The following is a 12,339-nucleotide window of genomic DNA, read 5'->3' on the forward strand; positions in this document are numbered from 1 at the left end:
GGCCATCATGGTATGCGATTGCATACATTTGTGGCGCGATCCCCTTGCGCAGCCCCGCCGCATGGGGCAAAGCAGGGGCCATCCATGCCCGACCCATCCAATTCGCAGACAGGGAGGCCTCCATGCCCATCCAGATCGGAACCGACACCGCCAAGACGCGCCGCACGCTGACGGCGGGCGGCAAGGAATACGCCTATTACTCCATCGACGCCGCGACCGAAGCCGGGCTTGGCGACTTTTCCCGGCTGCCCGCCGCGCTGAAGGTGGTGCTGGAAAACCTGCTGCGCTTCGAGGACGGCGGCTTTTCGGTGTCGGTCGACGACATCAAGGCCTTCGGCGAATGGGCGGCCCTGGGCGGCAAGAACCCGCGCGAGATCAACTATCGCCCTGCCCGCGTGCTGATGCAGGACTTCACCGGCGTTCCGGCGGTCGTCGACCTGGCGGCGATGCGCGACGGCATCCTGGGCCTGGGCGGCGACGCGCAGAAGATCAACCCGCTGAACCCGGTCGATCTGGTCATCGACCATTCGGTGATGATCGACGAATTCGGCAATCCGCGCGCCTTCCAGATGAACGTGGATCTGGAATACGAACGCAACATCGAACGCTATACCTTCCTGAAATGGGGCCAGAAGGCGTTCAACAACTTCCGCGTGGTGCCGCCCGGCACCGGCATCTGCCACCAGGTGAACCTGGAATACCTGGCCCAGACCGTCTGGACCGACACCGACCAGAACGGCGCGCTTGTCGCCTATCCCGACACGCTGGTGGGCACCGACAGCCACACGACCATGGTCAACGGCCTGGCCGTGCTGGGCTGGGGCGTCGGCGGGATCGAGGCCGAAGCCGCGATGCTGGGCCAGCCCGTGTCGATGCTGATCCCGGAAGTCGTCGGCTTCAAGCTGACCGGCAAGATGGTCGAGGGCACGACCGCCACCGACCTGGTGCTGAAGGTCGTCGCCATGCTGCGCAAGCATGGGGTGGTGGGCAAGTTCGTCGAATTCTATGGCGAGGGGCTGGACAACCTGCCGCTGGCCGACCGCGCGACCATCGCCAACATGGCACCCGAATACGGCGCCACCTGCGGCTTCTTCCCCATCGACGAGGAAACGCTGCGCTACCTGCGCAACACCGGCCGGGACGAGGACCGCATCGCCCTGGTCGAGGCCTATGCCAAGCAGAACGGCTTCTGGCGCGGGGCGGATTACGCGCCGGTCTATACCTCGACGCTGGAACTGGACATGGGCACCATCGTGCCGGCGATTTCCGGTCCCAAGCGCCCGCAGGACTATCTGCCGCTGACCGACAGCGCGCGCACCTTCTACAAGCTGGTGGCCGATTACCGGGGCGTGGATCTGTCCAAGGACGCGCTGGAAATGGGCGCCGAAGGCGGCGCTGTCGTCGCCCCGGCCAGGGACGTGCGCAAGACCGTCCCGGTCGAGGGCACCGATTACAGCATCCGCGACGGCTCGGTCGTGATCGCGGCGATCACCAGCTGCACCAACACCTCGAACCCCTATGTGATGATCGGGGCCGGTCTGGTCGCCCGCAAGGCGCGCGCGCTTGGCCTGAACCGCAAGCCCTGGGTCAAGACCTCGCTGGCGCCGGGTTCGCAGGTGGTGGGCGAATACCTGCAAGCGGCCGGTCTGCAAGAGGATCTGGACGCCCTGGGCTTCAACCTGGTGGGCTATGGCTGCACCACCTGCATCGGCAACTCGGGTCCGCTGGGCGATCCGGCGATTTCCAAGGCGATCGCCGAAAACGACCTGGTGGCGACCGCCGTGCTGTCGGGCAACCGCAACTTCGAGGGCCGCATCAGCCCCGATGTGCGCGCGAACTTCCTGGCCTCGCCGCCGCTGGTGGTGGCCTACGCCATCGCGGGCGACCTGAACGTCGACCTGACCAAGGATCCGATCGGCCAGACGCCGGAAGGCCGCGATGTCTATCTGAAGGACATCTGGCCCACCAACCAGGAAATCGCCGATCTGGTCCACGCCACCGTCACGCGGCAGGCCTTCCAGTCGAAATACGCCGACGTGTTCAAGGGCGACGAGCGCTGGCAGGCCGTGAAGGTCACGGACAGCGAGACCTATGACTGGCCGCCGACCTCGACCTATATCCAGAACCCGCCCTATTTCCAGGGCATGGCCAAGGAAGCGGGCGTCATCAGCGACATCGAGGGCGCGCGCGTCCTGGCGATCCTGGGCGACATGATCACCACCGACCACATCAGCCCGGCCGGGTCGTTCAAGCCCACCACCCCTGCCGGCCAGTATCTGCTGGAACGGCAGGTCGCGCCCAAGGATTTCAACAGCTACGGCTCGCGCCGCGGCAACCACGAGATCATGATGCGCGGCACCTTCGCCAATATCCGCATCAGGAACGAGATGCTGGACGGCGTGGAAGGCGGCTTCACCAAGGGGCCGGACGGACAGCAGACGACGATCTTCGACGCCTCGATGGCCTATCAGGAGGCGGGCGTGCCGCTGGTGATCTTCGGCGGCGTCGAATACGGCGCCGGGTCGTCGCGCGACTGGGCGGCCAAGGGCACCAACCTGCTGGGCGTCAAGGGCGTGATCGCGGAATCCTTCGAACGCATCCACCGCTCGAACCTGGTGGGCATGGGCGTCGTCCCGTTCGAGTTCCTGCCGGGCGAGAACCGCAAGACGCTGGGCCTGAAGGGCGACGAGGTGGTGTCCATCCACGGCCTTGCGGGCGATTTCAAGCCGCTGTCGCTGGTGCCCTGCACCATCAAGTACAGCGACGGCACGGTGAAGGAAATCCAGCTGAAAGCCCGCGTCGATACCGAGGTCGAGATCGAATACCTCAAGAACGGCGGCGTGCTGCATTACGTGCTGCGCAACCTGGCAGCAAGCTGATCCCAGTCAGCGGCGCTTCGGAAAACCCCGGTCGGAAGGCCGGGGTTTTTCTTTTGAAACAATCCAATGCGGCCGCACGGCACCACCGCATGAAATTCCTGACTGTTATAGTTGACTTTATCCAAAGCCAAGATTAGAGGCGGCGAAAAGATCAACCAAGAACACGAGGGACATCATGCCGATGCACAGCCGGCTTCTGCTGGCCGGGGTTTCCACCCTGGCCCTGGCGGTTTCCGCCACTGCCCAGACCATCACCGAAGCCACGCCCCCCGGCGGCATCGTCCTGGACGCGATCACCCTGATCGCCGACGGCCGGGAAAACGTCGAGGCGACCGGCGGCGTCGTGGTCGGCCGCGACGATATCGAGGCGTTGCAGCCCGCCGACGTGTCCGAACTCTTCTCGCGCAACTCGGCCGTCACCGTGTCGGCTGGGGCGGGCCAGTCCAAGCGGGTCCATGTGTTCGGGTTGGAACAGTCGAACCTCGCGGTGTCGGTGGACGGCGTGCCGCAGATCAAGGACAGCTGGCACCACAGCGGCTCGAACGTGATCGACCCCGCCTTCCTCAAGCGGGTCGAGGTCGAGGCGGGCGCCGCGACCGCCGATGCAGGCTTCGGCGCGGCGGCGGGCGCCGTGCGCTATGAAACCTTGGGCGCGCGCGATCTTCTGACCGAGGGCCGCAACCAGGGCGGCCGGGTCGGCCTGTCCTATGGCAGCAACGGGCGCGGTTTGTCGGCCAATCTGGCGGGCTATGGCGTCTACGAAAACATGGACTGGTTCGCGATGGTCCATGTCGCGCGGGGCGACGATTACGAGACCGGCGACGGCCTGGAGATCAAGGGCAGCGAATCGGCCACCACCGGCGGCCTGGTCAAGCTGGGCTATGAATTCGAAGGCCACCGGATCGAACTGTCCTATGAGCACAGCCGCGATGACGCCGACCGCGTGACGCGCATGAACATGGACCAGCGGCGCGACGGCGACCTGTTCCCGCTGGAGATCACGCGCGACAGCTTCACCCTGAAATACACCCAGACCGCCCCCACCGCGACCTGGGATCCCGAGGTGGTGTTCTATCTGAACCGCAACGAATACTGGCGCCCGAACTTCGTGCCGGGCCGGGCGGGCGGCGACTTCGCCTTCGAGGCCCAGACCGTCGGCGGCGTCATGCAGAACCGCTTCGACACCGGGCCGGGCACCGTCACCGCCGGGCTTGACTGGAACTATTCCGATTACCGCATCGACAATTACGGCGACACGGATGTCCGCATCCACACGACCGAAACGATGCAGGTCGGCGCCTTCGTCCAGGGCCGGTTCGAGTTCGACAACGGCATCGACCTGTCCACCGGCGCGCGGCTGGACCACCACCGCTATACCGACTGGAACAGCCTGCGCAAAACCGACAGTGGCGCCAGCGTGAACGGCACGGTGTCCTATGAATTCGCGCCGGGATACGAGGTGTTCGCGGGCGCCTCGCGCACCTGGCTGGGCTATGACATCGGCGAATACGGCTATCTGCACGCGCGGGACAGCGCGGTCGTCACGTCGCCCGATTACGAACCGGCCACGGCCCGGAACTACAAGCTGGGGCTGAACGCGGCCCAGGACAACTGGACCGGCAACCTGACGCTGTTCGACACCCGCCTGGACGGGCTGGCGAATGCCTATTTCCCCGTCCTTGAAAACAGCGAGGAATACCGCAGCCGGGGCGTTACCCTGTCGGGGCAATACAGCTGGGGCAGCGGCCGCGCGGGCGCCAGCCTGACCAAGGCCAAGCTCTCCTATGACGGCGACGAACTGCCGCCCGCCGGGGGCGAGGTCACGCCGATCGGCACCGTGGCCAGCCTGTATGTCGATCAGGAAATCCCGCAATACAACCTGACCGTCGGCGCGACCGTCGAACTGGCCGACCGGCTGTCGGGCGATTACATCGACGACAACGGCTTTGGCGACCATCCCGGCTATGGCGTCGTGAACGCCTATGCCGCCTGGCGTCCCGCGCAATACGAGAACGTCGTGGTCCGCCTGGGCGTCGATAACCTGCTGGACAAGGCGTATTACGAACGCTCGTCCTATGGCCGCAACCTGGTGCGCGACGTGTATCCGCTCTACGCGCCGGGGCGGACGGTCACGCTGGGCCTGACGCTGGACTTCTGAGACGCCCGAACCCCCGGCTCCGCGCCGGGGGTTTTTCGGTCGAGCGACATCGGCATTGACCCCGCCCCCCATCCCCGCCATATCGGCACCGCGCGGAGGGCTGGATGACCGCGGCGGCGCGCCGTCGAGGAAAGTCCGGACTCCATGAGGCGACGGTGCCGGGTAACGCCCGGCGGGGGCAACCCCAGGGAAAGCGCCACAGAGAACGAGACCGCCCATGTTCGCATGGGTAAGGGTGAAACGGTGGGGTAAGAGCCCACCGGGGGCCTGGCAACAGGCCCCGCATGGCAAGCCCCACCGGGAGCAATGCCGAATAGGGACCGCGCGTGGCGCAAGCCACAGGGCCGCCTTGCCCCAGCAGGTCCGGGTAGGCAGCTTGATCCGGCGGGCAACCGCCGGGCCAGAGGAATGGTCATCCAGCCGCGAAAGCGGTGGACAGAATCCGGCTTACAGGCCCTCCGCGCAAATCGCCGTCTGAATGGGGCGATTCGGGTTGACTTCGGCCCGCCCATGGCTAAAAGGCGGGCTTCAAACGAATTCCACGGGGTCTGCGCCGCGCGATTGCCCCGAAGCAGGAGCAATGACATGGCGAAGCCGACCACCATCAAGATCCGGCTGAACTCGACCGCCGGCACGGGCCACTTCTATGTGACCAAGAAGAACGCCCGCACCATGACCGAAAAGATGACCGTGCGCAAATTCGACCCGGTCGTCCGTCAGCACGTCGAATACAAGGAAGGCAAGATCAAGTAACGATCCTGCCGCCAGGACCGGGCCTTCCGGTTCCGGTCCAGACCTGAAAGGGCGCCGCAGGGTGCCCTTTTTCTTTGTCTGCCGATCCCGGCCGCCCCGCCCCGCTGGAACCCGACGCCCTTCTTTGCGCTATAGCTTCGGCGCCCCGGATTTGGGGCTTGAACGCGAAAGGGCCTTTCGATGGTCAGAACGATGCTTTCCGCGGCCTTTGCCGCCGCCGTCACCCTGGCGCCCGCGCAGGCGCAGGATCTTGGCGATATCGTCGGCGGGGTGGCCCGCCAGTATCTGCAACAGGAACAGGACCGCGCCGCCTTCGCCCAGGCGCAAAGCGCCGACACGCTGTCGGCCTATCAGTCCTATCTGAGGCAGTTCCCGAACGGCGCCTATGCCGAACAGGCGCGCGACCGCATCCAACGGCTGGGCGGCGGGACCGGGGTCGCTCCGACGAACCCGTCCCAGACGGACACCGCCGGCCTGTCCCGCCAGCAGCGCGTGCAGATCCAGCGACAGTTGAACGGGCTGGGCTACAGCACGAACGGGGCGGACGGCAATTTCGGTCCCGGCACGCGCCGCGCGATCGCCCTGTGGCAGCGCGACCGCAACTATGCCCAGACCGGCACGCTGAACGCCGCCCAAGCCAACGAAATCCTGCAAGGAACGGCGACCACCCGGCCTTCGACCACCGCCCCGGCCGTCGGCCCGGCGGGGAACGAGGCGGATCTGGGCCTCAACCGCCAGCAGCGCCAGGCGGTGCAGGCCGGGCTGACGCAACGCGGCTTCGATACGCGCGGCGTGGACGGGGTTTTCGGCCGGGGCACCCGCAACGCCATCGCCGCCTGGCAGCGCGCCAACGACATGGAGGCGACCGGCTATCTGACCGCCGCGCAATACGACCGGCTGGTGGGCCGCTGACAAGGCGCCCTGTCAGGGCAGGACGAATTCCACCCCCGGCAGGACCGCGATTTCCGCCACATCGGCGCGATACTGGTCGGTAACGCGGTCCACCAGATCCTGTGTCCAGCCCGGCAGGTCGATCACCTGGTCCAGGACGGCGGGCAGCGCATGGTCCTTGATCGCCTGCGCCGACAGGGCGCGGCGCCGGGCGACGGTCATCTGGTCCTGCGCGGCCAGGCCGTCCCTCAACTGCGCCAGCCCCGTCGGGGTCAGGATCTCCTCCAGGTAAGTCATGCCGCCCTTCAGCGGAGCGTCAGGGGGGATGTCACCCAGCAGGCGCGCGATCTCGGGCCAGATCAGCGGCACGTCCTCGTGACACCAGATCACCACGCGGCGGCCCGGCACCGCCCGCAGCAACGCCCGGATCGGATCGCGCCACCGCAGATCCAGCGGATGGCGCCCCTGCATCAGCACGTGATAGCCGCCGCCGGTAAAGATCGGCAGAACCTCGGCGATCAGGGTGGCGGATGGCCAGGAAGAACTCGACCTCGTGGTCGGGAAACAGGTTGGCAAGCGCCGCCGCGCGCGCGCCCATCTGCGGATAAAGACCCGTTTGGCCCACCACCCGCCCTGGCGCGCCCATGAAGGTCGGCGTCGAAAAGACCGCCCGGTCGGGGTCGTCGCTGTGCAGGACCGCGTCCAGCATGATCTGCTGCATCTCGGCCGTGGCGCGCCCGCCCTTCAGGGACATCAGCGCCTCTTCGAACAGGCCGCGATGGCGGTTCGGGGTGATGATGTCCGTGCCGTGCTGCATCAGCCAGTCGCGGTTGTTCAGCAGCGTCTTCAGCAGTCTGTCCCCGTCCGTGCCATGCACCCCCAGGTGAAACGCCATCTGCATGTCGGCACTGCCCCTTCGATCCCGCCCGCCGCTGGGGCGCCGCCGCACAGTAGCGGGGCCGCCCGCGCAGTCAAACCGCTTTCCCCGCTTGCGGAAGCGGCTGACAGAGGCTATCGCAGGAAGGGCGCACCGGGCCGGTTTAGCTCAGCGGTAGAGCAGCGGTTTTGTAAACCGAAGGTCGGGGGTTCAATCCCCTCAACCGGCACCAGTTCCCGCCTTTCCCTTCTCCCTTGGACATCCCGCCGCGCCCGCCCTATAACGCGCGCGACATCCAGACGCTGCGAAGGTGCATCATGATCAAGGTCTTCGGCCATACCTCTCCCGATACGGATTCGACCGGCTCTCCCATCATCTGGGCTTGGTATCTGAACGAGGTGCGCAAGACGCCCGCGCAGGCGGTCCTGCAAGGCGAACCCAATACCGAAGCCCTGTGGATGCTGAACCGCTGGAGCCTGCCGAAGCCGGAGATCATCGCCGACGTGGCGGCGGGCGACCAATGCGTGATCGTCGACACCAACAATCCGGCCGAATTGCCCGCCAGCCTTGACCAGGCCGACGTGATCGAGATCATCGACCATCACCTGCTGGCCGGCGGCATCAAGACCCGTATGCCGATCAACATCACCATCCGCCCGCTGGCCTGCACCGCCACGATCATGCACGACCTGATCGGCGAGGACATGGCCCGCGCCCCCGAGGGGGTCAAGGGCGCGATGCTGACCTGCATCCTGTCGGACACGCTGGAATTCCGCAGCCCGACCACCACCGCCCATGACCGCGCCGTTGCCGAAAAGCTTGCCGCCGACCTGGGGATCACCATCGCCGATTACGCGGCCCAGATGTTCGCCGCCAAGTCCGACATCAGCGCCTTCAGCGACGAGGCCCTGCTGCGGACCGACAGCAAGGAATACGAACTGGGCGGCAAGCAGCTGCGCATCACGGTTCTGGAAACCACCGCGCCCCAGGTTCTGCTGGCGCGCAAGGACGCGCTGATCGCCGCCATGCCGCGCGTCGCGGCCGAAGACGGCGCGGACGAGGTTCTGTGCTTCATCGTCGACATCCTGCGCGAGGAAGCGACCCTACTGATCCCCAACGATTTCGTCCGCCTGCTGGCCGAACGCAGCTTCGGGGTGCCTGTCAGCGGCGACACCGTGGTCCTGCCCGGCGTGATGAGCCGCAAGAAGCAGATCATCCCGGTCCTGGCGCTGTAATGACCCGGATCATCCAGTCCCTGTCGCAGATCGGCGCCGGTTACGACGTGCTCTTCTGCGACCTGTGGGGTTGCCTGCATAACGGCAAGCAGCCCTATCCCGCCGCCATCGCGGCCTTGCAGGCCTTCCGGCAGGACGGCGGCCGGGTCGTGCTGATGACCAATGCGCCGCGCCCGAACCAGTTCGTGATCCGGCAACTGGACCGCATGGGCGTGCCGCGCGATGCCTGGGACATCGTGGTCAGTTCGGGCGACGCCGCGCAAGAGGCGATGTTTTCCGGCGCGGTCGGCCATAAGGTCTGGCATATCGGCACCGACAAGGACGACGGCTTTTTCGAGGACATTCCCCCCGAATTCGCCGATGCCGCCCCGATCCGTCGCGTGCCGCTGGAGGAAGCCGAGGGCATCGTCGCCACCGGCCCCTTCGAGGAACTGACCGAGACGCCGCAGGATTACCACGACCGGCTGGTGCAGGCGCGCGACCGGGGCCTGCCGCTGCTCTGCGCCAACCCGGACGTGGTCGTGGACATGGGCGAGACGCGGATCTACTGCGCCGGTGCCCTGGCCGAATATTACGAAGGGCTGGGCGGCACGTCGCTGTATTTCGGCAAGCCGCATCCGCCGATCTATGACCGGGCGCGGCGGCTGCTGGATCTGGCGCCGGACGCGCGGATCCTGGCGGTGGGCGACGGCATTTTCACCGATGTGAAGGGCGGGCTGGACCAGGGCATCGACGTGCTGTTCGTGACCGGCGGCCTTGCGGCGGACGCCCTGGGACCGGATGTCGAGAACCCCGACAACGCCCTGCTGCTGGACTGGCTGGAAGGGCACGCCCTGGCCCCGCAATACAGCATCGGCCGGCTGCGCTGAGAGCCCGGCGCAGGGCCGTCCGCCCTGCCCCACCCAAAATCGGCCCAGCAACAATATTATACTTTGGTGGAAGTGATCGTAACTTTTGTTGCGCGCGCGCGTTTTCGCTGCTATGCAGCATCATCGCACCCGGTTCGGCCAGCCAAATGGAACGCAGCATGTTCGACAATCTGCCCCGCGGCACCATCGTCATCGAGGATCTCGAGGTCGGGATGACCCGCTATCTGCAAAAGCAGGTGACCGATCGCGATATCGAACTGTTCGCCGAGGTCTCGACCGACCGCAACCCGGTGCATCTGGACGACGATTACGCTCAGGACACCATCTTCGAGGGGCGCATCGCCCATGGGATGCTGACGGCCGGGCTGATCTCGGCGGTGATCGGGGAACAGTTGCCGGGGCATGGCACGGTCTATCTGGGCCAGACGCTGAAGTTCATGGCCCCGGTCCGTCCCGGCGATACCGTGCGCGCCGAAGTGACGGTCGACGCCATCGACCATGGGAAACGGCGGGTCACGCTTGCAACCCGCTGCCTCGTGGGTGATACGGTCGTCCTGAAAGGCGAGGCGGTCGTTCTGGCGCCAAGCCGCAAGTTCGACTGACGGGGCGCCGGGCCGCCCCAATGAGGGCACCCTTTGCAGATCCACCGCGACTGGACAGGTCTTCCCGCAAGCGCCCGCGGCGCATCCGTCGCCATGGGCAATTTCGACGGCGTCCATCTGGGCCACCGCGCCGTGATCGAGGCCGCGCGCCACGCGGGCGGGCCTCTGGGCATCGTCACCTTCGAACCCCATCCCCGGCAGTTCTTCGCCCCGGACGCGCCGCCCTTCCGGCTGATGAATTCGGAATCGCGCGCCAACCGGCTGGCCCGGCTGGCGGTGGAACAGCTGTATGAACTGCCCTTCGGCGCGGTCCTTGCGGGCCTGGCGCCCGAGGCCTTCGCCCGAGATGTGCTGGTGGGGGGGCTGGGCGTCGCCCATGTCACTGTCGGCGCCGATTTCGTCTTCGGCAAGGACCGGGCCGGCAATGTCGCCACGCTGCGCGACCTGGGCGGCCAGTTCGGCTTCGGCGTGACCGTGGTGCCGCTGGTCGGCGCGGGCGGGCAGGACTACAGCTCGACCGCGATCCGGCAGGCGCTGACCGACGGGCGCCCTCGGGATGCGGAACGGATGCTGGGCCACCTGCACCGGATCGAGGGCGAGGTCGTCCACGGCAACAAGCGCGGCCGCGAATTCGGCTGGCCCACCGCCAACATGCGCATCGACGACCTGCACCTGCCCCGGCTGGGCGTGTATGCCGTGGTGGTCGACGTGCTGACCGGGCCGGACAAGCTGTCCTGCCAAGGCGTCGCCAGCCTGGGTGTGCGCCCGATGTTCGGCCGCAACGCGCCGAACTTGGAAGTCCATCTGTTCGATTTCAGCGGCGATCTTTATGGTCAGCACCTGTCCGTCGGGCTGGTCGAATTCCTGCGCGACGAAGCCAAGTTCGACAGCGTGCAGGTGCTGATCGACCAGATCGCCGCCGACGCCGACCAGGCCCGCGCGGTGCTGGCGGGCGCCTGATGCGCGAGCGTTTCTGGGAACTGCCCCTGCCCCAGTTGCAGCCCGATGAATGGGAAGCGCTGTGCGACGGCTGCGGCAAGTGCTGCCTGAACAAGATCGAATACGAGGACACGGGCGAACTGGCCTTCACCCGCGTCGCCTGCAAGCTGCTGGACGGCGACAAATGCCAGTGCAGCAGCTATGCCAACCGCCACGACTACGTGCCCGACTGCGTGGTCCTGACGCCCCGCAAGCTGGCCGAGATCGCTTGGTGGCTGCCCGCCACTTGCGCCTATCGCCTGCGCCACGAAGGGCGGCCGCTTTACAAGTGGCACCACCTGATCTCCGGCAACCGGGAGTCGGTCCACCTCGCCGGCGCCAGCGTGCGCGGCTGGACCGTCAGCGAGGCCTCGGTCACCGAGGAGGACTGGGAGGACTACATCATCGAGGACCTGTCCTGACAGGCCTTGCAGCGGTCTTCTGGGCGAGTTGTGGACCTTCCCGGTACCCACCGGCATCAACCGATAGGAATTGGCGCCTGAACGCCCTCCATTGTCTGGCGGAACAAAGGAGCGGCTCTAGCACTTCTATGACCCGATCGTGCGAGCCCACCCTGCATTAAAAAAAGACATCAGCCGCTTTGGCCTGCTGGCGACCTTGCCTGCATCTGCCATTGATTTGGCCGCAGCGGTCAGCCGCCCCATATGAGCTCCTCCCCGATCCCTGGACAGCTTTCCGACTGATTTAAGCTACTGCCTTCGTCTGCTGATCGGTTTCGATGCTGTTGAAGTAGACCCCGGCGGGCGGCTGCCCGCCATGGGCGGTGTGGGGCCGTCGGTGATTGTAGAAGGTCATCCATTGACCGATGGCAGACTTTGCCTGTGAACCTGTGTCCCAGGCGTGCAGGTAGACGCATTCATCCTTCAGGGATCGCTAGAGGCGCTCTATGAAGACGTTGTCGATGCAGCGTCCTTTGCCGCCCATGGAGATCCGGGTGCCAACGCGCTTCAGCCGATCAGTCCAGGCGAAGGACGTGAACTATGAGCCCTGGTCCGTATTCATGATCCCCGGCGCGCCGAAGCGGTGGATGGCCTCATTCAACGCCTCGACGCAGAAGTCGGCCTCCAGCGTGTTAG

11 protein-coding genes, 1 tRNA gene and 1 other RNA gene are annotated in these 12,339 nt (G+C 66.2%); 11 read left to right on the top strand and 2 right to left on the bottom strand.

What is annotated here, in order from left to right; genetic code table 11:
* Positions 1–122: 122 nt before the first annotated feature.
* The 5 genes from acnA (at position 123) to ACTJI6_RS12955 (ending at position 6,702) form a co-directional block, all read left to right on the top strand.
* On the top strand, positions 123–2,879 hold the full coding sequence (acnA, locus tag ACTJI6_RS12935; RefSeq protein ID WP_440801240.1) for an aconitate hydratase AcnA: 2,757 nt from the start codon (positions 123–125) through the stop codon (positions 2,877–2,879).
* Positions 2,880–3,054: 175 nt separating this feature from the next.
* Positions 3,055–5,037 carry a TonB-dependent receptor domain-containing protein gene (locus tag ACTJI6_RS12940; protein WP_126153794.1) on the top strand — a complete coding sequence of 661 codons (1,983 nt, stop codon included), beginning with the start codon at positions 3,055–3,057 and terminating at the stop codon, positions 5,035–5,037.
* A 92-nt stretch (positions 5,038–5,129) separates the two neighbouring features.
* Positions 5,130–5,503, top strand: an RNA gene (rnpB, locus tag ACTJI6_RS12945) — RNase P RNA component class A.
* Positions 5,504–5,622: 119 nt separating this feature from the next.
* Positions 5,623–5,790, top strand: coding sequence for a 50S ribosomal protein L33 (gene rpmG, locus ACTJI6_RS12950; RefSeq protein WP_089389030.1), 168 nt, complete (start codon positions 5,623–5,625; stop codon positions 5,788–5,790).
* A gap of 180 nt (positions 5,791–5,970) precedes the next feature.
* The gene (locus ACTJI6_RS12955) at positions 5,971–6,702 is read left to right on the top strand and encodes a peptidoglycan-binding domain-containing protein (protein WP_126153793.1); all 732 of its coding nucleotides are present in this window, start codon (positions 5,971–5,973) and stop codon (positions 6,700–6,702) included.
* 307 nt (positions 6,703–7,009) lie between these two features.
* On the opposite strand, the gene ACTJI6_RS12960 is transcribed toward ACTJI6_RS12955, so the two are convergent.
* On the bottom strand, positions 7,010–7,582 hold the full coding sequence (locus ACTJI6_RS12960; protein WP_440801242.1) for a hypothetical protein: 573 nt from the start codon (positions 7,580–7,582) through the stop codon (positions 7,010–7,012).
* Between the two features lie 133 nt (positions 7,583–7,715).
* On the opposite strand from ACTJI6_RS12960, the gene ACTJI6_RS12965 reads away from it, so the two are divergent.
* From ACTJI6_RS12965 to ACTJI6_RS12990, 6 genes are all read left to right on the top strand, one after another.
* Positions 7,716–7,790, top strand: a tRNA-Thr gene (locus tag ACTJI6_RS12965).
* 85 nt (positions 7,791–7,875) lie between these two features.
* Positions 7,876–8,793 (top strand): manganese-dependent inorganic pyrophosphatase, encoded by a 918-nt coding sequence (locus tag ACTJI6_RS12970; RefSeq protein ID WP_440801243.1) that lies wholly within the window; start codon positions 7,876–7,878, stop codon positions 8,791–8,793.
* Positions 8,793–9,662 carry a TIGR01459 family HAD-type hydrolase gene (locus ACTJI6_RS12975; RefSeq protein WP_440801244.1) on the top strand — a complete coding sequence of 290 codons (870 nt, stop codon included), beginning with the start codon at positions 8,793–8,795 and terminating at the stop codon, positions 9,660–9,662. The genes ACTJI6_RS12970 and ACTJI6_RS12975 overlap by 1 nt, the downstream gene beginning before the upstream one ends.
* 158 nt (positions 9,663–9,820) lie before the next feature.
* The gene (locus ACTJI6_RS12980) at positions 9,821–10,264 is read left to right on the top strand and encodes a MaoC family dehydratase (RefSeq protein WP_440801245.1); all 444 of its coding nucleotides are present in this window, start codon (positions 9,821–9,823) and stop codon (positions 10,262–10,264) included.
* Positions 10,265–10,297: 33 nt separating this feature from the next.
* Complete coding sequence (locus ACTJI6_RS12985; RefSeq protein ID WP_440801247.1) at positions 10,298–11,224, top strand: bifunctional riboflavin kinase/FAD synthetase; 927 nt, start codon at positions 10,298–10,300, stop codon at positions 11,222–11,224.
* On the top strand, positions 11,224–11,664 hold the full coding sequence (locus ACTJI6_RS12990) for a YcgN family cysteine cluster protein (RefSeq protein WP_126153787.1): 441 nt from the start codon (positions 11,224–11,226) through the stop codon (positions 11,662–11,664). The genes ACTJI6_RS12985 and ACTJI6_RS12990 overlap by 1 nt, the downstream gene beginning before the upstream one ends.
* 283 nt (positions 11,665–11,947) lie before the next feature.
* Here the strand turns inward: ACTJI6_RS12990 and ACTJI6_RS12995 are convergent, their stop codons facing one another.
* Positions 11,948–12,130: an integrase core domain-containing protein gene (locus ACTJI6_RS12995; protein WP_440801250.1), complete on the bottom strand. Its 183-nt coding sequence runs from the start codon at positions 12,128–12,130 to the stop codon at positions 11,948–11,950.
* Positions 12,131–12,339 lie beyond the last annotated feature (209 nt).

It is taken from the genome of Paracoccus sp. 22332 (assembly GCF_052045125.1).
GTDB classification, from domain to species: domain Bacteria; phylum Pseudomonadota; class Alphaproteobacteria; order Rhodobacterales; family Rhodobacteraceae; genus Paracoccus; species Paracoccus haematequi_A.